General features: G+C 36.6%; 21 protein-coding genes. 4 read left to right on the top strand and 17 right to left on the bottom strand.

Annotation, left to right across the window (positions count from 1 at the left end):
* The 3 genes from DS031_RS20815 to DS031_RS20805 form a co-directional block, all read right to left on the bottom strand.
* Positions 1-538, bottom strand: a 538-nt coding sequence (locus DS031_RS20815) for an ATP-grasp domain-containing protein (RefSeq protein ID WP_181833272.1), incomplete at its 3' end; no start/stop codon positions are given.
* Positions 539-652: 114 nt separating this feature from the next.
* Positions 653-1921 carry a 2-oxoglutarate dehydrogenase complex dihydrolipoyllysine-residue succinyltransferase gene (gene odhB / locus DS031_RS20810; RefSeq protein WP_113808125.1) on the bottom strand — a complete coding sequence of 423 codons (1269 nt, stop codon included), beginning with the start codon at positions 1919-1921 and terminating at the stop codon, positions 653-655.
* Positions 1914-4775: a 2-oxoglutarate dehydrogenase E1 component gene (locus DS031_RS20805; RefSeq protein WP_113808124.1), complete on the bottom strand. Its 2862-nt coding sequence runs from the start codon at positions 4773-4775 to the stop codon at positions 1914-1916. The genes odhB and DS031_RS20805 overlap by 8 nt, the downstream gene beginning before the upstream one ends.
* A gap of 515 nt (positions 4776-5290) precedes the next feature.
* Between DS031_RS20805 and metA the strand changes: the two genes are divergently transcribed.
* Positions 5291-6199 carry a homoserine O-acetyltransferase MetA gene (gene metA, locus DS031_RS20800; protein ID WP_113808123.1) on the top strand — a complete coding sequence of 303 codons (909 nt, stop codon included), beginning with the start codon at positions 5291-5293 and terminating at the stop codon, positions 6197-6199.
* A 39-nt stretch (positions 6200-6238) separates the two neighbouring features.
* On the opposite strand, the gene DS031_RS20795 is transcribed toward metA, so the two are convergent.
* The gene (locus DS031_RS20795; protein ID WP_113808122.1) at positions 6239-7117 is read right to left on the bottom strand and encodes a 5'-3' exonuclease; all 879 of its coding nucleotides are present in this window, start codon (positions 7115-7117) and stop codon (positions 6239-6241) included.
* A gap of 147 nt (positions 7118-7264) precedes the next feature.
* Between DS031_RS20795 and DS031_RS20790 the strand changes: the two genes are divergently transcribed.
* A complete protein-coding gene (locus tag DS031_RS20790; RefSeq protein WP_113808121.1) occupies positions 7265-7456 on the top strand; it encodes a hypothetical protein in 192 nt (63 codons plus the stop codon).
* Between the two features lie 40 nt (positions 7457-7496).
* Here the strand turns inward: DS031_RS20790 and DS031_RS20785 are convergent, their stop codons facing one another.
* The 4 genes from DS031_RS20785 to DS031_RS20770 all read right to left on the bottom strand — a co-directional run bounded on the left by DS031_RS20785 (position 7497) and on the right by DS031_RS20770 (position 11290).
* The gene (locus DS031_RS20785; RefSeq protein ID WP_113808120.1) at positions 7497-8843 is read right to left on the bottom strand and encodes a bifunctional folylpolyglutamate synthase/dihydrofolate synthase; all 1347 of its coding nucleotides are present in this window, start codon (positions 8841-8843) and stop codon (positions 7497-7499) included.
* The gene (locus DS031_RS20780) at positions 8815-10125 is read right to left on the bottom strand and encodes a bifunctional folylpolyglutamate synthase/dihydrofolate synthase (protein WP_142675807.1); all 1311 of its coding nucleotides are present in this window, start codon (positions 10123-10125) and stop codon (positions 8815-8817) included. Before DS031_RS20780 ends, DS031_RS20785 begins: the two co-directional genes overlap by 29 nt.
* Positions 10126-10241: 116 nt before the next feature.
* Positions 10242-10478: an IDEAL domain-containing protein gene (locus DS031_RS20775; protein WP_113808118.1), complete on the bottom strand. Its 237-nt coding sequence runs from the start codon at positions 10476-10478 to the stop codon at positions 10242-10244.
* Positions 10479-10681: 203 nt separating this feature from the next.
* Complete coding sequence (locus DS031_RS20770) at positions 10682-11290, bottom strand: trimeric intracellular cation channel family protein (protein WP_113808117.1); 609 nt, start codon at positions 11288-11290, stop codon at positions 10682-10684.
* Between the two features lie 422 nt (positions 11291-11712).
* On the opposite strand from DS031_RS20770, the gene DS031_RS20765 reads away from it, so the two are divergent.
* Positions 11713-12837 carry a tyrosine-type recombinase/integrase gene (locus DS031_RS20765; RefSeq protein WP_113808116.1) on the top strand — a complete coding sequence of 375 codons (1125 nt, stop codon included), beginning with the start codon at positions 11713-11715 and terminating at the stop codon, positions 12835-12837.
* Between the two features lie 124 nt (positions 12838-12961).
* On the opposite strand, the gene DS031_RS20760 is transcribed toward DS031_RS20765, so the two are convergent.
* The 7 genes from DS031_RS20760 to ablB all read right to left on the bottom strand — a co-directional run bounded on the left by DS031_RS20760 (position 12962) and on the right by ablB (position 20028).
* Positions 12962-13624 (bottom strand): 3-oxoacid CoA-transferase subunit B, encoded by a 663-nt coding sequence (locus tag DS031_RS20760; protein WP_113808115.1) that lies wholly within the window; start codon positions 13622-13624, stop codon positions 12962-12964.
* The gene (locus tag DS031_RS20755; RefSeq protein WP_113808114.1) at positions 13594-14307 is read right to left on the bottom strand and encodes a CoA transferase subunit A; all 714 of its coding nucleotides are present in this window, start codon (positions 14305-14307) and stop codon (positions 13594-13596) included. Before DS031_RS20755 ends, DS031_RS20760 begins: the two co-directional genes overlap by 31 nt.
* Before the next feature lie 6 nt (positions 14308-14313).
* On the bottom strand, positions 14314-15696 hold the full coding sequence (locus tag DS031_RS20750; RefSeq protein ID WP_113808113.1) for an aspartate aminotransferase family protein: 1383 nt from the start codon (positions 15694-15696) through the stop codon (positions 14314-14316).
* 117 nt (positions 15697-15813) lie between these two features.
* The gene (locus DS031_RS20745; RefSeq protein WP_245947586.1) at positions 15814-16101 is read right to left on the bottom strand and encodes a YokU family protein; all 288 of its coding nucleotides are present in this window, start codon (positions 16099-16101) and stop codon (positions 15814-15816) included.
* A 50-nt stretch (positions 16102-16151) separates the two neighbouring features.
* On the bottom strand, positions 16152-17549 hold the full coding sequence (gene kamA / locus DS031_RS20740) for a lysine 2,3-aminomutase (RefSeq protein ID WP_113808111.1): 1398 nt from the start codon (positions 17547-17549) through the stop codon (positions 16152-16154).
* A 132-nt stretch (positions 17550-17681) separates the two neighbouring features.
* A complete protein-coding gene (locus tag DS031_RS20735) occupies positions 17682-19097 on the bottom strand; it encodes a sigma-54 interaction domain-containing protein (RefSeq protein ID WP_113808110.1) in 1416 nt (471 codons plus the stop codon).
* Positions 19098-19164: 67 nt separating this feature from the next.
* Entirely contained in the window at positions 19165-20028 is an 864-nt protein-coding gene (ablB, locus tag DS031_RS20730; RefSeq protein WP_113808109.1) for a putative beta-lysine N-acetyltransferase, read from the bottom strand.
* A 173-nt stretch (positions 20029-20201) separates the two neighbouring features.
* On the opposite strand from ablB, the gene DS031_RS20725 reads away from it, so the two are divergent.
* Complete coding sequence (locus DS031_RS20725) at positions 20202-21377, top strand: aminotransferase A (RefSeq protein ID WP_113808108.1); 1176 nt, start codon at positions 20202-20204, stop codon at positions 21375-21377.
* 26 nt (positions 21378-21403) lie between these two features.
* Here DS031_RS20725 and DS031_RS20720 read toward each other — a convergent pair whose 3' ends face one another.
* Both DS031_RS20720 and DS031_RS20715 read right to left on the bottom strand, forming a co-directional pair.
* Positions 21404-22249: a sulfurtransferase gene (locus tag DS031_RS20720; RefSeq protein WP_113808107.1), complete on the bottom strand. Its 846-nt coding sequence runs from the start codon at positions 22247-22249 to the stop codon at positions 21404-21406.
* 95 nt (positions 22250-22344) lie between these two features.
* The gene (locus DS031_RS20715; RefSeq protein ID WP_113808106.1) at positions 22345-26127 is read right to left on the bottom strand and encodes a dynamin family protein; all 3783 of its coding nucleotides are present in this window, start codon (positions 26125-26127) and stop codon (positions 22345-22347) included.
* Positions 26128-26154: the final 27 nt, after the last annotated feature.

Genomic DNA, 26154 nt, shown 5'->3' with positions numbered 1-26154 from the left:
ATTTTACCGCTTTATTAACAAGTTCTTTTGGAATGTTAATGTTAAACGCTAAACGGCGCGCTTGATAACCTTGTAAGCCGACAGCCGGATCAATTTCTTCTTTAAAGATTTTTTCCGGTGTTTTTTCTGCCACTTCTTCAATCTCTGTGCCGCCTTCTTCTGATGCCATTAAAATAACGCGAGAAGTCGCACGATCAAGGACTAGACCTACATAATATTCTTTTTTAATATCACAGCCTTCTTCAATTAAAAGGCGTTTCACTTCTTTTCCTTCAGGACCTGTTTGGTGGGTTACTAACGTCTTGCCAATAAGCTCCTCTGCATATGTATGAACTTCATCAAGGCTTTTAGCAATTTTAACTCCGCCTGCTTTTCCGCGGCCGCCCGCGTGAATTTGCGCTTTTACGACATACACGTTTGAATTTAATTCTTTGGCAGCATTCACCGCTTCTTCTGGAGAGAAAGCAACTTTCCCGTTTGGAACCGCTACACCGTAGTTTCTTAATACTTCTTTTCCTTGGTATTCATGGATATTCATTTTCATCCCCCTATCAAAATTTATAACAATACTATATAAATAGAGAAGAAAAGGAAGAGAGCTGAAAAGAGCTAATTCGTCTCTTCCCGTAAACTTCTCCAATGGTAAACTGGATTATCCTTCTAATAACAGTGCTTCCGGATCTTCAAGCAGTGCTTTTACTTTCGCTAAAAAGCTAACCGCTTCTTTTCCGTCTACGATACGGTGATCATAAGATAGAGCAATATACATCATTGGACGGTTTTCCATCCGTTCTTGATCAATTGCAACAGGACGCCATTGAATGTTGTGCATTCCTAAAATTCCAACTTGCGGGCTGTTTAAGATTGGTGTAGACATCATTGAACCATAGATCCCACCATTTGTAATCGTAAATGTGCCGCCCTGCAGTTCTTTAAGGGTAAGTTTATTATTTCTTGCTTTGTTTGCAAGTTCGCCAAGTTCCTTTTCAATGTCGCCAAAACTGAGTCGGTCTGCATCGCGTACAACAGGAACAACGAGACCTTCATCAGTACCAACAGCGATTCCGATATCATAATACTTTTTAAGCACCATTTCGTCACCTTGAATTTCTGCGTTTAACTCTGGGAACTTTTTAAGTGCGCCTACAACCGCTTTTGTGAAGAAAGACATAAAGCCTAATTTCACATCATTTTCTTTGGCGAAAGAATCTTTTCGACGCTTTCTGACGTCCATAATCGCTGTCATATCGACTTCATTGAACGTCGTTAACATCGCTGCCGTTTGCTGGACTTCTACTAGACGTTTCGCAATTGTTTGACGGCGGCGCGACATTTTAATGCGTTCTACCGGTTTATTCGGATCAGCAGCTTCAGCAGATGCTTTTTGTTTTGTTTCTTTCGGTGCTGCTGTTGTTTCTTTTTGCTCACTTTTTGGAGCTGAATCTTTTTCAGCATGTGCTTTTACATCGTCTGGTCGGATTCTCCCTAAAGGGTCACGAGCACTTACTTGATTTAAATCAATGGACAGTTCTCTTGCAAGCTTTCTTGCTGCCGGTGAAGCGATCGGTTTCTGATTTTGAGGAGTTTCTTTTCGCTCTTCCGCTGCTGTTGGTGTGCTTGCTTCTTCTTTCACTTCTTCATTTGCCGGAGGAGCTTGTTGTTCGGATTCTTTTAGATCTTCTTCAATTCCTTCACTAAGAAGTGCAATCACTTCTTCCACTTCCACATTATCGCCTTCTGATTTTAAAAGCTCTTTAATAACGCCATCGTTTTCTGCGCTCACTTCAACATTTACTTTATCTGTCTCAAGTTCAACGATATAGTCACCTTTTTGGATTTTGTCTCCTACTTTTACTAACCATTGTGCAATTGTGCCTTCTGTAATCGATTCTGCAAGTTCTGGTACTTTCACTTCAATCATTGTCTTGGCCTCCTTCAGAAAATGATGGTTCAAAAGCTTCAGTTATAATGCGTTTTTGTTCTTTTTTATGAACGATTGGATCTCCTCCAGCTGGACTTGATCGATCAACACGTCCAATATAAGAAACCGCAACATCTTTAGATACAAGCTCATTGATTTTGGACTCCATAAATGTCCAAGCACCCATGTTTTTCGGCTCTTCCTGTACCCAAACCACTTCTTTTAAATGAGGATAGCGGTTCACAATTTCTTGGAGCTTCTTTTTAGGGAATGGATACAATTGTTCCATCCTCACGATGTGCAGCCAATCTAGGTCTTTATCGCTTGATTCAAGCTCTGAAGCTAGATCCACCGCTATTTTTCCGCTGCATAACACTAAACGTTTAATACGTTCATTCTCTTCACCTAAACCAGACTGTTCCATAACGGTTTGGAAATTCCCTTCACTAAGCAGCTGATGCTCTGAAGCAACAAGCGAATTACGAAGCAGGCTCTTTGGTGTCATAATTACAAGCGGTCGAACTTCTTTTTTATTTAAAATCTTCGCTTGTCTTCTTAAAATATGGAAGTATTGAGCGGCACTCGTTACGTTTGCTACTGTCCAGTTGCTTTCAGCAGCTAATGTTAAAAAGCGCTCTAATCTTCCGCTTGAATGCTCTGGTCCTTGTCCTTCATAACCGTGCGGCAGTAAAATAACAAGACCTGATTTCTGTCCCCATTTTGCTCGTCCCGCAGAAATAAATTGGTCAAAAATCACTTGTCCGGCATTCGCGAAATCCCCGTACTGTGCTTCCCAAAGTACAAGCGTTTCTGGAGCGTGAACATTATAGCCGTATTCAAAGCCAAGTACAGCACCTTCTGATAATGGACTGTTATGAACAGCAAATGATGCCTTTGCTTCAGGAAGGCCGTGAAGCGGTAAATATTCTTCTCCTGTTTCACTATCGTGAAGAACGAGGTGACGCTGTGCAAATGTCCCACGCTCTGAGTCTTGTCCTGATAATCGAATTGGTGTGCCATCATGTAAGATAGAGGCAAACGCCAATGTTTCAGCAAATCCCCAATCTACCTTTCCATTCTCCGCAAGCATGTCATTGCGTCGCTTTAAAATTCTTTCTAATTTAGGATACACATGAAAATCGCTAGGAAATGTTAGTAATGAACGATTAATATTTTGAAGGATATCCTTCGAAACTCTTGTATCGACTTCAGGAAGCCCATTTAACACTTCTTCTGGTACTTCAACCTCTTTTACGTCATCTTCTTCCCCAACCGCTTTTACGCTTTCATATTTTTTCTGAAGCATCCCTTCAAACTCATTTTTCATGTTTTCTACTTCGTCAGCGCTAACAAGTTTTTCATCCCGCAGCTGTTTTGCGTATAAGGCGCGTACTGTTGGATGCTTTTTCACAAGTTCATATAGTTTAGGCTGGGTCGTAGAAGGATCATCCATTTCATTATGACCAAATCTTCGATAACCAATGAGATCAACAAGAAAGTCTTTATTGAAGCGCATTCTATATTCATAAGCGAGACACATCGCTTTAAGACAGGCTTCTGGATCATCTGCATTCACGTGTACAACTGGAATTTCATACCCTTTCGCCAGATCACTTGCATATCTCGTTGAGTGTGAATCTTCACTATCTGTTGTAAAGCCAAGTCTATTATTTGCAATGATATGTACAGTTCCTCCTGTGTGGTATCCTTTTAGCTGACTGAGGTTCAGTGTTTCAGCTACAATTCCTTCACCAGGGAAGGCTGCGTCTCCATGAATTAAGATTGAAAATGCTTTTCTCGTATCCTGCTTTGGAAAACCTGCTTCTTTGCGGTCTTCCTGTGCCGCTCTCGCATACCCTTCAACGACTGGATCTACGAATTCTAAGTGACTTGGATTGTTAGCAAGCGTTAAACAGGCTTGTGCTGTTTGTGATTCACCAATTGCTCGATTGCCGCCAAGGTGGTATTTCACATCACCTGTCCAACCGTAGTTAATTCCTTTTGATCCTTCAGATGGAATAAGATCTTTATTTGGTGAATGATGAAATTCTGAAAAAATAATTTCATATGGTTTTTGAAGAACATGTGCCAGCACATTTAAACGCCCTCTGTGAGCCATTCCAACCATAATATCTTTCGTTCCATCTAAGACACTTGAACGAATAATTTCATCAAGCATTGGTACTAAAGCATCGACACCTTCGATTGAAAATCTTTTTTGACCAACAAACGTTTTATGAATAAATGCTTCAAATCCTTCTACTTCTGTTAGTCTTTTAAGAAGCTCACGTTTCTTTTCTTTTGAAATCTCTTGGTTTACAATACCCGTTTCTACGCGGCGGTCCAACCACTTTCTTTCTTCCTCTGTGTGGACGTGGCTAAATTCAAATGCTAAAGACTGTGTATAAATTTCTTTTAAGGCGTTAATCGCATCTAACCCTGTTTGGATATGTTCTGGAGCATCTTGCCAAACAATTTTTGGCGAGATCGCTTTCAGATCTTCTTCACTTAAGTTATACGTATGAGGATCAAGCAACCTCATATTTTTGTTTTCTTCACTTAATGGATAAATACTAGCAGCTAAATGTCCATATGTGCGAATTGCATCTGACAGTTTTACTGCATTTACAATCTTCTCAATAGCTGGAGCTGGAATCGTCTCTTGCTCAGAAATTGTTTCAGATTTTGAAAGCTGAGCATTTGATGCTGGGCTTCCCCATGTTCTAAAAAACTCTTGAAGTTCTTCATCAATTGAATTTGGATCCTCTTCGTATTTCTCATATTGTTCAATTACATAACCTAGGTTTGGTCCATGGAATTTCCCCCACGGTTTTTGGTTGGTATTGGACGACATTAGATGCTCCCTCCTTACTGTTTTACTAAATGCTTTCCCATAATTGATAGTAAAAAAACCAATCTCCTATAAAAGAACTTCATACTGACGACTCTTGTTTTAATCTTTTTTGATTAAGAAGCTTCTTTCATATGTAATATTAGATTAATAGATTCGCCCATAATAAAATGAAGTAAATATTTCAATTATTTTCGGGAAATTTAGCTGATTTTGTAGTTAATGAAACTTTTCCTTCAGTATATATCCAATTCTCCCTTCTGTAAAGCGTTTTCATGATATTCTTTATTAAAAATTTTAGTTCTTTTTTGTTCATTTTGTTTATAAAGGATTAAATAGTAAAAAAGCCCTATTCATAAGGAATGCCAAACATGAAGGCGTTTTATAAATGAGTCCCTTTCCAATAAGAAGAAGTTATAACAGTTTGACCTGAAATAAATTGATCAAAAGGATTGAAGATTACAGACAATATTCTTATAATAGTAAAAAGTCAAAATATTATTAGAGGGAGTTTGCGTATGCCGATTAATATTCCGAATGATTTACCTGCAAAAGAAATTTTAGAGAGAGAAAATATATTTGTGATGGATGATAGTCGTGCATATTCTCAAGATATTCGCGCTTTAAATATCGTAATTCTCAATTTAATGCCGGAAAAAGAAAAAACAGAGGCACAATTTATGCGTTTGCTGGGAAATTCACCGCTGCAAGTAAATATTACGTTATTAATCCCAAAAACTCATAATCCAAAAAACACAGCGCAAGCTCATTTAGAGTCTTTTTATACCACATTTGAGCATATTAAACATCGCAAGTTTGATGGAATGATTATTACAGGAGCACCGATTGAACATTTAGAGTTTGAAGAGGTTACTTATTGGGATGAATTAAAAGAAATAATGGATTGGACAAAGACAAATGTTACTTCCACCCTTCATATATGTTGGGGAGCACAAGCTGGGCTTTTTCATCATTATGGAGTAAATAAGCGTCCTCTTAACGAAAAATGCTTTGGTATATTCCCGCATACCATTTCTAAAGAAAACGTGAAGTTGCTGCGAGGCTTTGATGACCTGTTTAACGTTCCGCATTCTCGCCATACAGAAGTGCGGCGTGAAGATATTGAGAATATAAACGAAGTGGATATTATATCAGAATCAGAAGAATCAGGCGTGAATTTAGTGATCAGCAAAGATGAAAAACAAATATTCTTAACAGGACATCCAGAATATGAAGTTGGGACACTAAAACAAGAATATGAACGCGATATAAATAAAGGGGCATCAATTAAAAAGCCAATCAATTATTTTCAAAATGATGACCCAACGAAACGACCGCTTCATACGTGGCGTTCGCACGCAAATTTATTGTTTATAAATTGGCTAAATTACTATGTATACCAAGAAACACCTTTTGATTGGGAATAAAGTAACAACGCAAAGCATGATGCTTTGCGTTGTTTATGTTTATTTAAGCCTTATATCAAATGGTTCTACTGCTTTTTTTAGTACTTCCTTATCTATTGAAAAGCGCAGCAAATCCCAAGTTAATTCATCAAGGGCTGGGATATCTAGATAAATGGTTACAAGTTCTTTACTAAAAACAGCACTTTCTCTTCCGGCTAACAGTTTTTTTGTATAACGTTTAAATACTGGGTCTAAGCTGTCTAAATGATTATAAATATTTTCAATACTACCATACATTTGTACGAGCGGAAGCGCTGCTTTTTCTCCTACTCCCGTTACACCCGGAATATTATCACTTTTATCTCCTAATAATGCTTTTACATCTATCCATTGTGCTGGTGTAATTTGATAGTCATTCTTAAAATCAGCAAGTGTATAAAGAACATCGCCTTGTTTTTTTACTGAAATAATTTGGGATGTATTCTCATCTAACAGCTGCAGCAGATCGCGGTCATTGCTGTATATATAGCAAGGTTCATTTCTTTCAGCTTTCCATTTCATCGAAAGAGCTCCGATGATATCATCTGCTTCATATTGAGGAATAGTTAGCTGAGGGATGCTCAGCTGGTTGAATAAGGTTTGTAATGTTTCGAATTGTTGAATGAGCGGAAAAGGAAGTTCTCCTCTTGTTGCTTTATACTCCTGATAGCGCTGTTTTCGAATCGTCTCTTCACGTTTTACGTCCCATGCAATGGCAAAATGTGTAGGCTGATAAGTATTCCAGAGGTTTTGTAATTTTTGAAGCATTACACGAATCGCATTCGTATAAAAGCCATTATGTGATTGGAGCTGTTCTTCGCTTCGTCCATATGCAGTCGCAAAATAACACCTGCTTAATAAATTAAATCCATCAATTAACAATAATTTTTCTTTGTTCATAGTCCATCCTTTTTATTGTTTTTATTTTTTATTTCAAACACCAAATATAGCACGCTTTATTTTTAGATGTAAAGGCTATTCATAAATCTTCTTTCTATACATAGTAAAAGCAATCCCCGCCGATGCTATAGTTAGGAGGTGATAAACATGGAAAAGCAAACGAACATGCCCGATTTTAAGGAGTTAAATGATCGCATAATTTTAAATGCAAGCTCCAGCCCATCAATCGGCGCAAAAACAAACCTAGACATAAAAAACAATACCGAAAATAACCCCTATCTTTCAAAAGAAAAAGAAATAGAGGATCGCGAAGAAGTGAATCGCTTTTTCACGAACTAATGAGAACAAGTTAGCTCTTTTGAAAGAGCTAACTTGTTTGTTAAATCCCAAGGTCAGCTAAAGATTGTTTCCATATTCTTTTTACATCGCTAATAAACGTTTGCGTACCAAGAATAACAATACAATCTATCCTTGGATTAGCTTTAGCTTTTTGAACAGCTGATTCAAGAGGATAGATTTCAATGCTGTTTGAAAGATAAGCGGCTGATACAGCTAATGCGTCCTTTGGAAATGTTTTATGACTAACAGAGGGCTTTGTAATGATAATCTGTTTTGAAAAGGATGCTGCTTCTTTTATAACGCCTTTGTAATCTTTATCCTCTGGAACAGCAAGAATAGAAACAATAGATTTAAATCCACTTTCATCTAAAATTTTCTTTACATACTTTGCGCTTTCTCGGTGAATGGCGCCATCAACGATAACGGAAGGTGAATGATCAATGATTTCACATCTTCCTGGCCATTTTAATTTTTGAAAACACTTCTTAACATCCTTTAAAGGAAGTGTTTTATTAAGGAAAACTTCACATGTTTTTAAAGCGGCAGCCGCATTATTCGCTTGGAATTCTCCTAATAAAGATAAAAATATATTACTATAGTTTGATTCATTTGTTTCCACAGAAAACGATACTCCATCTTGAGTTATGTGAATGTTAAATGCGTGAAAATGAGTGCTGTCATAAAAAGCGTGAACATTGTTTGTGTTTAATTTCTCTTTAATAACTTCTTGAACGTATGGAGATTGTTTACTAATGACAACATTTTTTGTTTTTTCTTTTACAATTCCCAGCTTATGAATGATAATATCTTCAAGTGTTGGACCTAGGTGGTTTAAATGTTCTTCCATAATAGGTGTAATAACAGCAAGCTCATTATTAATTACATTTGTATCATCATATTTCCCGCCTCTACCGCACTCAATAATATTTACATCGGTTTTTTGTTCGTTAAAATATAATAATGCAATCGATAAAGCCACTCCGATCGGACCTTGATAATGGTGTGGCGGAAGTGTTTTTTCAATTTCATTAAAAGATGGAGCAACCTGATTGGCTAAGCGAATAAAATCACCTTCAGAAATTGACTTTCCATTCACTCGAATGCGTTCAGTAAAATGAAGGATGTGAGGAGAAGTGAAAAGACCCACTTTATATCCAAGGTGTCCTAAAAGGGAAGCGATCATCTTTGAAGTAGAGCCTTTTCCTTTACTTCCAGTTACTAAAATATTTGTCCCGTTTTGATCTGGTTTTCCGATATCGTCAAGAAGGGATCTTGTTAACTCAGGCTTTTTCACAATATCATCCTGTTCATGGAGGATGTTTGGTACAGCACGCATGTATGATTGGTAGATCAGGTTCTCAGCTTGTTTCAGTGTTGTAAGTGTCATTTATAAACCCCTCTTTTTGTTTTTGTTTAATAAAACCAATAAGATAAAGAGAACCTGTAATCACTTTCGATTGATTGTTATTTCGCCTTAAAAAGTCTTGTAATCCCCTCTCAATATTTTCATGATAAGTATAAGGTAATTGAAGAGAATGAAAGACCGATTCCACCACTTTATGATTGATTCTTCGCTCATGAAAGGGGGAAGGAACAATGATGTAAAAAGCCTCTTTTAATGCAATTGATTTTACCATTTTTTCGATATCTTTATTAGAAGAAAAAGCCATAAAAAACAGTGGATTTTTCAAGTTTTGTTTCTCTATTTCTCTTTTTAATGATGCCAGCTCGTATTCATTATGAGCACCATCAAGCAGAATTTCCTCCCCGCAGATCTCCGTCCATTCCATCCGTCCAGGCAGCAGCACATCCCCCGTATTGAAAGGGGAATACTGTGAGATAGGATATCTTATTTTTTGCAGCAGCTCCATAACGCAAACGGCATTTGTAAAGTTTTGCTGTTGATATTCAGCAGGAAATGACATGGGTAAGATCCATTCTGTAAACCCTCTATAATGAAATAACTGTTTTTTGTAAGTACTTTTATAGTGTTCATCAATAAATCGAAAGGAAGCATTTTTTGCTGCTGCAAGGCTTTTAAGTAACGTTCTTGCCTTCTTATTTCGCATCCCTGCCGCGACATATTTTGTCCGATTTTTAATAATGGCTGCTTTATTACGTGTGATTTCTTCAATAGAATTTCCGAGTAAGTGTGTATGATCAAAGGTGATTTCAGTGAATACAGCAATAACGGGATTTAGAATATTGGACGGATCAGATAGGCCGCCAGAACCATTTTCGAAAATGACTAACTTTATCCCCAGTTTCCGGAAGTACAAAAATGCAAGTAAGGTCATCACGTGCATATGACCAACTTCATTTTCTTTCGGATAATTTTTTAATATTTGCGCAATCGTTGTAACTATTTCACAAAAGTCATGAGAAGAAATGAGGCTTCCATTTACAGCAAAACGTTCTTCGTACCGTAATAAGTGAGGTCCGGTAAATACACCGTGAGAAATGTTATTTTGTAATAAAATGTGCGAAATGTACGTAACGGTACTTCCTTTTCCGCACGAACCCGTTACCTGGACAATATCAAATTGACTTTCATTCAAATGAAATAAATGAAAGAGTTCCTCCATAATAGACAAGTGATGATTAGCAGTACGGTTAGTGGTTCTTGAATAAAATTGTTTTAAATAGTTTGTGGATTCTATGTAATTCAATAGGCTTCCATGTCCTTTCTGAAAAACTTGCTTTTCTACATATTTTACCGAAAAACACAAAAAAAGAAAGCTGTATTTAATCCCAGCTTCCTTTTTTGTGATCGTACAGCTTTAAGTCAACTAACTGCACGAACAAGTTTATTATATTCTGTCGATAATGTTTGAAATAACCCCTTATCTCTATTGTCTAAGGCAGAGTCGATTGCTGACAGCAGTGTTGCTTTTCTCATTTTAAATAATGATTCATCAATGACCATTTGAGTATACATTTCCAAAATAAAACTCTCTGAACTTTTTTGTTTTTTCATTGCAGATTGCTTCATGTTCTCTTTATAAAAATTTTCATGTTTCATTTTGGCTTCCCCCTCGGTGCTCTTTTTCCTATTATAAATGGTATATTCATATATTTCAATATATTTTTTTGTTTTTTCTGAAAATTCTTTTAAATTTACTATTTAAAGAAAATATCTACATTCTTAACTAATTTCTAAGTATCACGTTGTTTTTTATAAAGAAAAACAGCCTGCAAAATCGCAGCCTGTTTTTTTATTTGTTACTAAATTCGTAGTGAACGTCTAGGAAGATGCCAATTATACATAACAGAAAACATCCGAAGCGCCACAACAATAATAAATAGTGCATAAAAGTGCCATATATCAGTAGCAATTCCTAAGCCGATTACAAGACCTGCAAGCATTGCCCAAACCGCATAAATTTCCGCCTGAAGTACGGTCGGTTTTCTTCTCGCTAGTACATCGCGAATAACCCCGCCTCCTGAGCCTGTTAATACCGCCGCAACCATTACGGCGCTAATTGGGTGATTCATGTCCGCAGCATATAATGCCCCTTGGATCGCAAAAGCCGCTAAACCGAGAGCATCAAAGAAATTCCCCCAACGGCGCCAATGTTTAATCCAGCCGTTCGGCATAAAAAAGACGATCGCGATGACAATAATGGCCAGCTTTAAAAGACCATCCTGCTGCCAAAGTGTTTCAACAGGGACACCGATTAGTAAGTTTCGGACAACTCCTCCGCCAAAAGCGGTTGCCAGTCCTAAAATAAATGCCCCTAACAAATCATAATCTTCTTCCATCGCAACAATGGCTCCGCTGATCGCGAATGCGATGGTTCCGATGATGTTTAACAAATCCCACGTATGTTCCATTTCGTACCCTTCTTTCTCTAATGACCGTTCAACTAAACTAGCTAAATTTTATCGCGCTTATTGATAGAAATCAACAATATTTTTCAATAATTTTGTAAGAAAACCTTTCATCTTTTATTCACAAAAAACCAGTTTATGGTATGCAGAGAATCACTCTCACGTGCATCGAAAACCTCTTTCCTTATAAGTTGTCCATCTCGTTGCAAAAAAGAAAAAAGCTAATAATGGTAATAAAAATAGGAAATAATGGATATAATATTTAATTTATCCGTTCATTACGTCCTATTTTGTGTTAAAATAAGTTTATGTCCGATAAGTATCAGTTATCGGACATAAATAAAGTAAGTAAACTAGCAATCTACTTTCATTTGTATACATAATATTATTATTGTAAACTAATCTAAAGTAAGTGGTGATGAACAGTGAATTTAATTCCAAAACAAAGCAGCCTGCAGGATCGTGATTATGTACATAAACTAAGAATGTCGATGGAGAAAAATGGTTTATTAAATGAACGAGGTGAGCTGGACTTATCATCTTGTTCAGATCGAGAGTTCCTTGAAATTTTCTTTCTTGAGGAAATCAATAATGAAGATCGCGGAAAACCGTTATCTCCTCAGACGCTTAAAGCTTATCGAACAGATGCCCAAACTCTTCTTTCATTTATGGAAGATTATCAGATTACATTTAAAGGGATTGGTTTTCCAGAAGTAAGAATGTATAACCGTTACATCAATGAAAAATACGCAGCAAGATCAGCAGCGCGGAAATTAAATTTCTTCCGCCGTTTATTAGCATTTGGTTATAAAACGCATTTTTATAAAGGGCCGCTCTACGAATGGATTAAAAAACCCGCGATAAAAAAAGGGCATTATTCCGATCTCTTATCCGAAACTCAAACATACAGCCAAGTACGGGAGCTTTCACAGCAAGATGCGGAAGAATTGATTGGGTTATTTTCTAAACTTGTAAAACAAAAAGCTTATAGAGTCCAGAGAACGAAACGGAATGAGCTGCTCGGTCATTTATTATATAAAACCGGAATGCGTGCCAGTGAAATTGTTTCGTTAAATTGGGGATCTTTTCGCTATAACCGGCGCGGTGAAGTGAATATCGATGTGATCGGAAAAGGAAATAAACAACGAACGATACCAGTCATTGATGATCGCTTTCTTAACGCATTGTTTGAATACAGAAGAAGTTTTGAAGAATCAGCTGAGATCGATCCGTATGACAGGTCCCCGCTCTTCTTTTCGATTCGCACTTATTATAATGAGGAAACTCGTTTTCATAAGAAAAGAATGTCTTATAAAAACATTTATCATATTGTAAAAACAGCAGCGAAATATGCGGAGAAAAATCCTCATATTTCTCCGCACTGGTTTCGCCATACGTATATTACAACACTGTTAGAAAACGATGTACCGCTCTCTGTTGTCAAGCAGCTTGCAGGACATGAAGATATTTCAACAACAAATGTGTATTTAGAGAGAATTGAAAAAGAAAAACTACACGATCACCTTAGTCATGTAAGATTTGGGGTATAAAGAGTAAGGGGCTATCTCAAAAGCATAGAGTAGACTCTCCCCGCCTCATATATAGTATCCGTTTTATAAAACGGATCTATCTCTTGTACGAGGTTGTGGGGTCAGCCTCTAATGAAACACCCCCTTACTTGCCGTTCGTAAGTGAATCACAAATAGTGACGGAAGCATCTGTTGAGTTCACTATATCATTGATACTAGAACCAGGCATCACTTCTTTTAGATACAGCCGCTCATCTTGAACTTTAAATACAGCTTTTTCAGTAATAATAAGGTTCGCGCTTTTGACAGCAGTTAACGGCAGTGTGCATGTTTTTAAAATTTTAGAAGATCCATCCTTTGATGTGTGATTCATAAGGACAATCACTTTTTTCGCTTTTTGAGCAAGCTCCATTGCACCGCCCATCCCAGGAACTCGTTTTCCTGGTACAATCCAATTCGCAATATCTCCGCATTCACTAACTTGAAGAGCACCGAGGATAGTAACATCAAGATATCCTCTTCTAATAATTCCAAAGGCTGTCGCGCTATCAAAATAAGAGGCACCTTTCTTTATTGTTACCGGAAAGCCGCCTGCATTCGACAGGTGGCCATCTTCTTTTCCTGTTTCAGGTGATGGACCCATTCCTAATATGCCGTTTTCTGTATGAAGCATCACGCCATAATCATTTGGGATATAATCAGCAACTAATGTCGGAATACCAATACCAAGGTTTACAATCATCCCTCGGGTAATTTCTTGTGCAGCTCGTTTTGCGATCAAGTATCTTTCTGTAATTCCCACGGCCATTTCCAGTCCACCCCTTCACTTAAAATCACATAATCAATATAAACGCCAGGTGTGACAATCGATTCTGGATCAAGCTCATTAAACGAAACAATTTCTTCTACTTCTGCAATGGTGATCGCCCCAGCTGCGGCCACATGAGGATTCATATTACGGGCGGTTTTATCATAAATTAAATTTCCATACGGATCGGCTTTTTTTGCGTAAACAATTGAAACATCTGCCATAAGTGCAGGTTCAATCATATATTCTGTTTCATTTACGATTACTTTTTGTTTTCCTTTTTCTGCAATCGTCCCTATCCCAACATCAACGAGTATGCCGCCCAAACCCATTCCGCCTGCTCTAATTTTTTCTGCTAATGTGCCTTGAGGGAAGAAATCTACTTTTAAGCGCCCCTCATGCATTTGTTTTCCCGCTTCAGGATTAGAACCAATATGTGAGGCAATTAAATGTTTAATGCGTTTTTCAACTATAAGCTTACCAGGTCCTATCCACGGAAACCCCGCATCATTACAAATAAATGTAAGATCTTTAATTCCTTTATCTAAGATGGCACGGATAATCGTTGGCGGAGACCCTACACCTCCAAAGCCGCCGCACATCATCGTCATCCCGTTTTTAATATGAATCATCGCTTGATCGAGTTCGACAACCTTTGTTTTCAGCAATTTTCCCACCTCCATTTTTGATTAGCTAATGGAGCGATTTGTTAACAATCCTTCATTTTTAAGTTCAAGAGAAATTTCACGAATGACTTCTTCTAAAACCGTTAATACTTTATAAACTTCAACACGATTAATTGTAAGAGGAGGGGCGATAAGGACAGCATCACCGCTGTTCCCGTTAATTCCTCCTGCTGCATTATAGAGTATTAATCCTTTTTGAAACGCGCGTTGAATAATTCGGTTTGTGATTTCAAGTTCAAGCGGGAATGGCTCTTTTGTCTCTTTATTTCGAACAAATTCAAGTCCACAAAGAAGCCCGAGTCCACGAGAATGGCCAACAAGCGAATACTTTGCTTCTAAGTTTGATAATCCCATCAGTAAACGTTCGCCTTGTTCTTTCGCATTTTGGACTAGGTTATGTTTTTCAATATATTCTAATACAGCTTCACAAATAGAAGCGGATTGCGGGTTACCGCTAAATGTATGACCGCTTAATATCACTTTTGATCCTTTCTCAATGACTTCAATAATACGATCGCTTACAATAGTCGCCGCCATCGGTGTATAGCCTGCGCTCATCCCTTTTCCAAGTGCGATTAAGTCGGGCTGCACATTCCAATGTTCCATCGCAAACATCTTTCCAGTACGCCCTATTCCTGTCATTACTTCATCTGCAATTAATAAAATCTCATATTTATCACAAATGGCTTTTATTTCTTTATAATAATCATCAGGAGGTACAACCGCTCCTCCTGCAGCACCAATAACCGGTTCAAATATAAATGCTGCTACTTTGTCAGCTCCGATTTTTAAAATGGCTTGTTCTAATTCAGAGGCGCACGCTGTTTTGCACTGCGGATAAGAAAGGTTGTAGGGACAGCGATAACAATATGGTGGGGGTACTGCTGGATAATCTTTTAAAAGAGATTCAAAGCGCCTTCTACGAATGATATGCCCTGACATCGATAAGGCGCCTAATGTAATGCCGTGATAGCTCATCCACCTTGATAAAATATGATTTTTTTCAGGTTTTCCTCTTTCCTGCCAATATTGAAGCGCAATTTTTAAAGCCGTTTCTGTTGCTTCTGAACCACTGTTTACAAAAAATACCCAATTTAAATCACCTTGTGCATAGTTGGCCAGTATTCCAGCAAGTTTTTCGGCAGGTTCACTCGTAAAATGAGAACGGTAAGCGAAAGAAACACGTGTTGCCTGTTCATACATTACTTTTGCGATCTCCATGACACCATGCCCGATATTAGCAGTTGCAGCTCCAGATGCAGCATCAATATACTCATTTCCTTCTGTATCATATAAATAAATTCCTTTACCATGAGTTACTTCAGGATAATCTAAACCTAATAGCGGTTTAATAAGGTGTGTTTTTCGTTTCGTCACAGAACTCACCCCGCTGTATTAGAATCTTATCATTATATATATGAGCGATTTCTATTTTTTGACTTATTAATATAAATTAGAGATAAGCAGCGATCACTCACTCGCTGCTTAGTAGAAATTTCTTTTTTAAAGTGGGTATTTATTGAAATCAAAATAATTTTTCTTCAATCGCCTCGGCTGTTCCATTAACCCTTGGTAAGTTATTATTTTCGGTAATTTTTTAGTATCAATTAACAAAAGTTGTTCTTCAATGTCTTCAACCGTTTGATCTTCTTGATACTCCATTCCGCAATTTGCGCAAATAATGGATGGAATAGATTGAATTTCAATCGCTCGACTGCCATCCGGCAATTCCCAATATCCTGTTAATTTTGTATGAGAAGCACTGTCTGTTTCACACCATAAACACTGCAATAATATTCCTCCTTCCATGTTATTTCTATAGAATGTTAAGATTCTTTTGTTTAATCTTCTTTTGACTCGTATTTTTTTTGCTCTGCTTGATATTTTTTTTCAATTAATTCATCACGCTTTGTTCGGCGGTCTTTTAATGAAGTATGAGTTGGATCTTCTTGATAACGCTTTCTTCGATTAAGCCGCTGTAAATCTTCAGGTATAAGTGAAGATTCTTTATCATTCATAAGAGAAGCAATACCTATCATTGGTTTTTTCACTGCTTCTTCCCCATATATTTCTTGAAAATAAGGTTCAGCACGACCTGGCTGATAATTTTCCGGTTCTGGATATGTGGTAATCACACCTTCAAAGTTTCTAAGCACGACTTTATCTGTACTTTGTGAGATAAGATAATTTGGCTGCACCGCAATCTTCCCGCCGCCTCCTGGAGCATCTACTACAAATGTAGGTACTGCATAACCTGATGTATGACCTCTTAGTCCTTCAATAATTTCAATTCCTTTTGATACAGGGGCTCTGAAATGACTAATCCCTTCCGATAAATCACATTGATAAATATAATAAGGACGTACACGGATTTTTACAAGGTCATGCATCAATTTTTTCATGATAGAAACACTATCGTTAATTCCTGCTAAAATAACAGCTTGATTCCCTAAAGGAACACCGGCATTTGCAAGCATTTCACAAGCACGTTTTGAATCCTCTGTAATCTCAATAGAGGTATTAAAATGAGTATTTAACCAGATAGGGTGATATTTTTTGAGAATATTACAGAGATTTTCAGTAATACGCTGCGGAAACACAACAGGAGCACGAGTACCGATGCGAATAATTTCAACATGAGGAATGGAACGTAAATTTTTTAATACATATTCAAGTATTTTATCATTAATAAGTAACCCATCTCCCCCTGAAATTAATACATCTCTTACTTCAGGTGTTTGGCGAATATAGTGAATGGCATCATCAAGCTGTTTTTTCGGTACGCCCATGCCAATTTGTCCGGAAAAACGGCGGCGTGTACAGTAGCGGCAGTACATCGAACATTGATTTGTTACTAAAAACAGCACGCGGTCAGGATAACGGTGTGTTAAACCGGGAGTTGGTGAATCTTCATCTTCATGAAGCGGATCTTCAAGGTCATATTTTGTTTTATAAATTTCTTTTGAAATAGGCACAGACTGCATTCTCACTGGACAGCGGGGATCATCAGGGTTCATAAGTGAAGCGTAATACGGTGTAATATTAAGTGGAATCGTTTTTGTTGAAATGCGAACTCCCTCTTCTTCTTCAGGAGTAAGATTTACCACTTTTTTTAAATCGTCTAATGTTCGAATTGTATTCGTTAACTGCCACAACCAATCATTCCACTGCTCTTTCGTAACATCTTTCCATAATTCTATATCTTTCCAATGTCTTTTTGGTTTATAAACAGATATCATAACATTTCCTCCTTATTTTCTTCTCCTACTATATAATGCAAGATCTATGCCAATTTTGATGATGCCCACAATCATGTAACAGCAACACTTGCAGAGGTTTAAAAGTACTTAAAAACACCAGCTGCCGAAAAATCAGCGCTGGTGTTTTTTTCGTTTTGTTAGCTTATATTGAAGTGTTTGTCTTGGTATTTCGAGGAGATTAGCAGCTTGTTGAATATTTCCATTTGTTTCATATAAAGCTTGATGAATTAATGATTTTTCAACTTCTTCCAACGTTTTACGTAAAGGTTTGAGAGAAGGATGTTTGGATGTTTGACATGTCGCTGTATAATTGGATACCATTAAATGAGAGGGGACATGGTCACTATCAATTGTATCCCCATCGACAATGTTCATCGCTGACTCAATCGCATGTTCTAATTCTCTTACATTGCCCGGCCAATGATAGCTTTCAAATAATAAAAGTGTTTTTTCATCTATATGTGTAACTGCTTTTTTAAATTTTTGATTATATTTTTTAATAAAATGGTGAACAAGAAGAGAGAGATCATTCATTCTTTCACGTAGAGGAGGAATTTGTAAGTAAACAACATTCAAGCGAAAGTAAAGGTCTTTTCTTAACTGGTTTTCCTCAAGAATTTTCTTAGGTGTCTCATTAATAGCGGTAATAATCCGTACATCTACTGAAAAACTTCTATTGCTTCCAACTCTTCTTAATGTTCCTTCTTCAATAACTCGCAGCAGTTTTGCTTGTAATTCAAGCGGCATTGAATTAATTTCATCTAAAAACAGGGTGCCTTGGTCCGCTAATTCGAATAAACCCTGCCTATCAATTGCTCCAGTAAAACTTCCTTTAACAGTGCCAAATAATATACTTTCTAACAAAGGAGCGGGAAGGGCGGCGCAATTTTGGGCAATAAATGGTTGGTTTTTTCGCTGTGAGGCATTATGAATCGATTGCACGAGAAGTTCCTTTCCTGTACCTGTTTCTCCATATACCAACACCGGAGAATCTGTTCTTGCTATTTTACAAGCCATATTTTTTACAAATATCAAATGGGGATTTTCAGTAAGAATGTCATTAAAATAATATTTTGCGTTTTCTTCAGTTTTCGTTTTTTTATTTACTTGTTTCTTATTCATTTTCACTTGTAAATCAACCAGTTTTTCAGAAAGCTCTTTTATTTTTGTAACATCCTTTGCTATTTCTACTGCTCCAACAAGCTTTCCTTTTACCTTAATTGGCAGTGTAGTATTAACGGTTAAAATGTGTTTACCGCGTATGTTTTTATAAGTTTGCTGCTCATTATAAATGGGCTTCCCCGTTTCAATAACGCGAAGTAAGGTACTTGTTGTTTTCGTTAACGAAGGAAACACTTCTAAAAAATGCTTGCCTAATACCTCTTCAATCGTAACACCATCATGTTTAGCGGCAACAGAATTATAAAAAATGGTAATGCCATTTTCGTCAACTGCATGAATGGCTTCATCAATACTTTCTAATATAGACTCAAGCATACTATGGGCATTATCTGTTTGAATAAACATTTTCTCGCCCCCATATGTTTTTTAAAGCTGCCAAATTTTCGTCAGTTACATGCCGAAAATTTGGCAGTTATGAGTGCGATAAATCTTTCACCCATACGTTCATATCTTCTAATTTATCAAAGATATAACAGTTATTTATTAATCTGCCGTTATATTGATAGCCCAATTGATAAAAAACTTGGTTCATTCCAAATGAGAGCGCTCTTGATAATGAATAGGCACAATAAATCTGTTTCTTTTTTAACTCCTTTTCAAGCTGGAGGATTAAATGTTTCATTAAGCCGTTTTTGCGGTGCTCGATATATGTGGCGCAATCCGTTAATTCCGCATTATGATAGGTGTAATTAATCTCCGCTGAAGCAGCACTAATAATTTTCCCTTTATACTCTGCTGCATAAAAAACAGTTCCTTCTTTTATAATTTTTTTGAGATAATCCGGTTCATTCATAGGGGTTGGATACACTTTAAAAACCGTATCATATAAAACAGAAAGCTGCTGTACATCTTTTAACGTTCCATGCCGGATTATATAATCCTCATTAAGGTTTGACTGTTCTCCCTGTATGTCAAGCCCATAAATATTCGTAATGATTTCGTCTTCTTTTAACCAATGATTGCTGTTTTTTCGAGATTGTTCTAAATAGCAGCACATACTATAAGCATGATCACCATTAAAATAGTGTTTAAAAATACCTTCTAATACATAACCTTGCTGCATTAAAGTGGGCCAGTCATGTTCTCTTGCTTTCCAAATGATTTTTGAAAATGCATAGTGTTTACTAAGCGCTTTTACTTTTTCGGCAATTGCTGCTAAATTTCCGCGATAATCATCTATACGAAGGCGGCTGTTAAAATAATCAATGTACATGGTGATCGTATAATTGTCGCTCGTTTCAATTTTTATTTCGTAATCAACTGGTTGGCTGTTCATGTCGTTCCCCCCCTTACTAATTGTTATTCCATTAAAATGTCTTTCTTCCTCCATATTAAGAAAATCATAAATTTTTTTAATTCCATTGGGCGCCTTTTGAAAAGCTATGATAGAATGTCTTTATTACACTCACACTATTACTATGGAATGAAGTTTTTGAAAGGATTGAAAAAATGGAACACTTAATCAATAATCGTGTACGCAATATTGAAATATCAGGAATTCGAAAGTTTTTTAATATGGTAGCAGAATATGAGGATGTTGTTTCGTTAACCATTGGTCAACCTGACTTCTATACACCACAGCATGTAAAAGAAGCAGGAAAACGTGCAATTGATGAAAATAAAACAACCTATACACATAATGCAGGGTTAATCGAACTTCGCGCAGCAGCAGCCCATTTTGTAAAGAAAAAATATAATCTTACATATAACCCCGAAGACGAAGTGATTGTCACAAGCGGAGCAAGTGAAGCAATTGATATTGCATTTCGAACGATTTTAGAAGAAGGCTCTGAAGTTATTTTACCTGGACCGGTTTACCCTGGATATGAACCAATTATTAAACTTTGCGGAGCTAAACCAGTGTATGTTGATACAAGGGAGCATAATTTTCAGTTAAATGCTGCTTTAATTGAAAAACATCTTACAGATAAAACACGCTGTGTGGTACTTCCTTATCCTTCAAATCCAACAGGCTGTACATTGAGTAAAGACAATGTGGCTGAAATTGCGGAGCTATTAAAAGATAAAGAGCTGTTTATTTTATCAGACGAAATTTATAGTGAACTTGTATTAGAAGGAGAACATCATTCTATTGCATCGTTTTCTGAATGTCGTGAAAAAACAATCGTTATTAACGGTCTTTCAAAGTCACATTCAATGACAGGCTGGCGCATCGGACTTACATTTGCACCTGCTTATCTTTCCAAACATATGATTAAAGTCCATCAATATAATGTAACATGCGCTTCTAATATTACACAGCATGCAGCATTAGCGGCATTAACAGAAGGCATTGATGATGCACTTCCAATGAAAAAGGCTTATGGGGAGCGTATGGAATATGTTTACGGGCGTTTAAAGGCAATGGGCTTTGAGGTAGAAAAACCAAATGGCGCTTTTTATATTTTTCCTTCTATTAAAAAATACCAAATGTCTTCCTTTGATTTTGCGTTAAAATTAGTCAAAGAAGCAGGTGTAGCCGTCGTACCTGGTGATGCTTTTTCAAGCTTTGGGGAAGGCTATGTTCGTCTATCTTTCGCTTATTCAATGGAATTGTTAGAAAAAGGGCTGAATCGTCTTGAAACATTTATAAATCAATTAGAGAATGAATCAGTTTTTAATTGAATAAAGAAAAGAAACAACCTCCGACATTACTTGTCAGCGGTTGTTTCTTTTACAATAGGGTTTTCTTCATAACTAATCCAATCACTCCAGCTTCCCGCATATAATTTCGCTTCCAGTCCAACCGAGTAAAGAGCTATAATATTGGCGCATGCGGTTACACCAGAACCACAGTAAACGACTAATTCTTTATTCTTATCGACTGAAGAAAATTGATCACGAAGGATTTCTTCGCTTTTCCAAATGCCGTTTTCATCAATGTTTTCTTTCCAAAATAAATTAACAGCATGTGGGATATGTCCACCAACTGGATCAATTGGTTCAACATTTCCTTTATAACGCTCAGGGTCACGTGAATCAATAAGAACCGTTTTTTTATCCCCCAGCTTCTTTTTTACTTCTTCCATTGAAACGAGCATTTCTTTCCGTACAGCCGGGGTAAAGACTGTTTGTTTTGGCTGCTGTACATTTTTAGTGACAGGATAACCATCTTGAACCCATTTAGAAAATCCTCCATTTAATATCAATACGTTGTCATGACCGATAAAACGAAGCAACCACCATAATCTTGCGGCCATTGCTCCATCTTGATCGTCATAAGCAATAACAGTCTTTGTTCTATCTATCCCTTCATGACCCAGCTTTTCACTAAATACGTGAAGATCTGGAAGCGGGTGTCTTCCCCCTTGTTTTTCTTTAGGACCAGATAAATCTTTTTCTAAATGCAAATAGCGCGCATTTGGAAGATGGGAATTTTCGAATAATTCTCTTCCTAATTCAGAATCACTTAAATCAAAGCGGCAGTCAAAAATAACAAGATTTTTATCATGGAGATGAGTATGCAGCCATTTTGTTGTTACAAAAGCTTGTACCATTTCCAGCCCTCCTTTAACAAATCATAGTGTTATTCTAGGTTTGTATGTAAATTCCTTTTTCTTATTAAAAGAAGGAAGGGTGTCCCTTCCTTCTTTTAATTTAAATATTCTTGAAGGTTTGCATGCGCTTCTTTTAATTCCTTAACATTGACATCAACTGATAATGCAGCAAGCATGCCATCAATATAGTCGTTTATTTCATTGATCAAGAAAGTCTTTAATCTCTTCATTTCCTTGTCATAAGCCTCTTTATAATGAGTATAAAGCTTTTCTTGATTTAATTGTAAGTAATGAGCAATAGGTTCTTCAAGAACGTGCTGGAAAGCTTCGCGCATTTCTTTTTTTCCATTTTGCTCAAAAAACTGCTTTTGATTTTTAAACATGCTAAAAAGCTGTGTAAGTTTTTCGCGTTTTAATGTATCGAACTCTTCGTGAAAGCTTGGCAGTTCCTTTTTTTGTCCTTCAAATTCAATAAAGTCGAATGAATGATGAACAGTCGATAGCTTTTCATGTATACGTAATTCCTGATCTTTTAAAAGTTGGTTCACATATTTTTCAACTCTTAATGAAGTAGCGCGCATCTCTTGGATCATATCAAAACGAAGAAACTCTATAAGCTCCTCTAAGCATTGCTCTAGTTTCTTTTTTATACTTTGTTTATCATGCTTTAATGCTGCGGGATTAAAAATTTCATAAAAGGCGTCATTATATCGTAAGAAAACCCGCTGTTTTACATAATGAATCAGTTCAGTTACTTCTTGTGAAAGCGCCTTTTCACTTGAAATCGTTTCACTATTTTTTACAATGTTTGCTGCCTCTTCTTGTATAAGTTCAATTTGGTTTTTCTTATTATTTTTTTCTTCTATGTTCTCATTTGCAGCAGAAATCCATTCTGACAATACCTGCACCGCTTTTTTAATATCACGGTATGCTGATTTTACAGCCATTTCAGTAAGTTCTTCCATTGTAAATTGTAAAAATGCTTTTTCAAACTTGAGAATTCCCGCTGTTTTCAGAATTTCTTCGCTTGAAGGCAGCTTATTCTCTGCAGGTAATCGTAAAAATGAACGAAGTCTTTCCCTTTCCTCATCTGACAATCGCTCTTTTTGTTTGCGCTTAGCCAATATAGAAAGTTGACTAGAAGCTGGAAAGATTCTAGGATTTCGAATTCCATATTCTAAAAGATTTGTTTCCACATGTTTTAATACGAGCTGCAGTTCAGTATGATCTTTTGCTAAATCTGCCGCATTGACAATAAAAAACATTTTATCCATTTCAAATACATCTTTTACACGACCAAGCTGAATTAAAAACTCACGGTCCGCATTTGAAAAGGCATGATTATAATACGTAACAAAAAGAATAACATCTGCATTTTTAATATAATCAAATGCTACACCAGTATGACGTGCATTAATAGAGTCTGCTCCAGGTGTGTCAACAAGTGTAATGCCCTGCTTTGTTAGTGGACAATCATAATATAAATCAATCCATTCAACAAAGCAGGCTTTTTCTTCTTTCGCTACAAAATCATTAAACTGCTCTAGACCAACAATTAGTTCTTCTCCGCTTTTATCTTTGTATAATTCATATCCTTTTACGACAGCATGTAAAAAGGAATAGTGTGGTTTAGCTTTTGGCTCAATTTCACTCACATTAATCTTTTCAAAAGCCGCATTCACTTCAGAAATCGTCTGAATGGAATACTCAAAATATTTTAGCGACATATTCAAATCATGAAGGAGAGCCTGTTCTGTTTTTAATTTTACTTTTACTGTTCCGTGCGGATAAGTATCTGTTACCGGCTTGATTTTATTAATGGTTGCTGTTGTCGGATTAGGCGATACAGGTAAAACAAGATCCCCAATTAAGGCGTTTGCAAAGGACGATTTACCAGCACTAAATGCACCAAATAACGCAACCGTAAATTCTCTTGTTTGCAGTCGGTTTGCTTTAGCATTCATTTCATCTGCAGTACGCTTCATTCCTTTTAACTCTTTTAATACATGTGCGGTTTTTCTTAATCTTTCTGCTGTATCCAAAAGGCGTTCTTTATAATGATGAGAGAATGATTGCTTCTCTAAATGTTCAGTTGAAACAGCCTGGTTGTCTTCTTCTTCGTTTTCCACGCTTTCTTCTTTAGATGACTGAGCGTCGTCAATGATGGCTGCTGCTTTAGGCTTTCTTTCTTTTGGAAGATGCGATATCGTCTCTTCGATTTCATCACTTTTTAAATGCTTTAACAGAATTTCAAAAGCTTCTTCTTTTACAACAGCTTCTTTATGTTTTAAATGTTTCATCCCTTCAAAAGCTTTCACTTTTCGCTTCAGTTCCTCCCCTTCTATTGTTAAGCGTTCCACTTTCTTAGCTGTTTGTTCTATTAAAGCTTGAGTGAACGGTTCCAATTTAAGAAGGGCTTCTTTTTTATAGATACTTTTCACATGTTCTGAAAGGTCTTTCATATAATTTAACACATATTCTCCGTTTATTTCGGCCCCTTTTTTAATTGTCTCTTTAAGGGTTTCTCTTGTAATCAATTTCTGTTCATCATTGTAAACAGCTTGTAACAGATCAGGATGATCAATCGTATGTTTTTTAGCATATTTACTTAACAGTTCTTTTAGATGCCAAGACAACTGTGTTTCTACCTGTTTTGAAAATGCCTCAAAAAATTGCTGCAATCGTCGTTCTTTTTCTTCATTTGTTTTCTTTGTTGAAAAGAAAACACCGACTTTAAATTTAGGGTGTTGAGATTCTAAAAACTGTTTCGCAAGCTCTCTAATTTCAAAAGGAGTTAATATGGCACTTTTAAGAAGTTGGTTTAATTCTTCTTGAAAAGACGCTTGAACAACTTGATCTAATCTTTGATAGTGTTCCATTTTCTCTTTCCATTCTTGAAAATGAGAATAAAGTGATTGGCGTTCATTATCATTCATGGAAGAAAGCTTCTTTTCGTACGTTTCTCTCATTGCTTCATTTTCTTCAAGGAACCATTTATAATGTTCTTCAATTAAAGATAAAACAGCATGCATGACACTTTCGCTTTGATGGCGTTCTTTTTCATTAATAATGGATTGAATCACCTTTTTTAGCTGCTGCAGTTCATTTAAAGGATGCTCTTTATTAAATAAGGAAGTATAATATATCCCTTCTGGTTCAATACCCCAATTATAAAATGATTCAATTACACCTTCTTTATATGCAAAGAAAGGAACTTCGCTTTCGTTATGTTTATCTACTTGATTGATAATAAAAATCACTTTTTTTCCTTGCTGCTGTAACTGTTTGGCAAAATGAAAATTAAGTTCTGATTGTACATGATTATAATCCATTACATAAAAAACAACATCGGCAAGGTGCAGAGACGATTCTGTTGAAACGCGGTGGGCATCATCTGTGGAATCAATGCCCGGGGTATCCATCACCACAACATTTTCAGGAAAAAGAGTTGTAGGATGACTGATTTCCACAGCTTCTACTTCATCTCCATTTATACAATACCCTTTTACTTTATTAATATCGTATGGATAAGCAAATTCGATAGGATCTTGATTTTTAAAATACACACGCGCATAAGGTTGTCCTGTCTTTACTTTTACTAAGTTTGCACTTGTAGGTATTGGACTTGATGGTAAAAGATCAATTCCCCAAAGTTCATTAATCATACTTGATTTTCCAGCTGAGAAATGTCCACAAAATGCTAAGGAAAATTCATTTCTTTGAAGTTTATGAATATACTGCAGGACTTTCTGACTTGTATTCTCATCTCCATTGCTGTTCATATAATTGTACAGTAAAGAAAGGCGACCTATCCATTCTTTGGTTGAACGGATATTTTTTAACTGTTCATTTGAAAGCGGGACAGTGCTAGCACTCATTTTTCGTTCTCCAATCCTTTGCAATTT

It is taken from the genome of Bacillus taeanensis (genome assembly GCF_003318295.1).
Taxonomy (GTDB): Bacteria; Bacillota; Bacilli; order Bacillales; family UBA6769; genus Maribacillus; species Maribacillus taeanensis.
The sequence above is the reverse complement of the archived record's forward strand: the minus strand, read 5'-3'. Positions and strand labels throughout refer to the sequence as shown.

Coding starts and splice junctions, on each gene's coding strand:
- metA (WP_113808123.1), top strand. CDS start 5,291: ATGCCGATTAATATTCCGAATGATTTACCTGCAAAAGAAATTTTAGAG.
- DS031_RS20725 (WP_113808108.1), top strand. CDS start 20,202: ATGGAACACTTAATCAATAATCGTGTACGCAATATTGAAATATCAGGA.
- DS031_RS20755 (WP_113808114.1), bottom strand. CDS start 14,307: ATGGAGGTGGGAAAATTGCTGAAAACAAAGGTTGTCGAACTCGATCAA.
- DS031_RS20805 (WP_113808124.1), bottom strand. CDS start 4,775: ATGTCGTCCAATACCAACCAAAAACCGTGGGGGAAATTCCATGGACCA.
- DS031_RS20735 (WP_113808110.1), bottom strand. CDS start 19,097: ATGTTTATTCAAACAGATAATGCCCATAGTATGCTTGAGTCTATATTA.
- DS031_RS20790 (WP_113808121.1), top strand. CDS start 7,265: ATGGAAAAGCAAACGAACATGCCCGATTTTAAGGAGTTAAATGATCGC.
- DS031_RS20720 (WP_113808107.1), bottom strand. CDS start 22,249: ATGGTACAAGCTTTTGTAACAACAAAATGGCTGCATACTCATCTCCAT.
- DS031_RS20785 (WP_113808120.1), bottom strand. CDS start 8,843: ATGACACTTACAACACTGAAACAAGCTGAGAACCTGATCTACCAATCA.
- odhB (WP_113808125.1), bottom strand. CDS start 1,921: ATGATTGAAGTGAAAGTACCAGAACTTGCAGAATCGATTACAGAAGGC.
- DS031_RS20760 (WP_113808115.1), bottom strand. CDS start 13,624: ATGGCCGTGGGAATTACAGAAAGATACTTGATCGCAAAACGAGCTGCA.
- ablB (WP_113808109.1), bottom strand. CDS start 20,028: ATGAACAGCCAACCAGTTGATTACGAAATAAAAATTGAAACGAGCGAC.
- kamA (WP_113808111.1), bottom strand. CDS start 17,549: ATGATATCTGTTTATAAACCAAAAAGACATTGGAAAGATATAGAATTA.
- DS031_RS20775 (WP_113808118.1), bottom strand. CDS start 10,478: ATGAAACATGAAAATTTTTATAAAGAGAACATGAAGCAATCTGCAATG.
- DS031_RS20795 (WP_113808122.1), bottom strand. CDS start 7,117: ATGAACAAAGAAAAATTATTGTTAATTGATGGATTTAATTTATTAAGC.
- DS031_RS20715 (WP_113808106.1), bottom strand. CDS start 26,127: ATGAGTGCTAGCACTGTCCCGCTTTCAAATGAACAGTTAAAAAATATC.
- DS031_RS20770 (WP_113808117.1), bottom strand. CDS start 11,290: ATGGAACATACGTGGGATTTGTTAAACATCATCGGAACCATCGCATTC.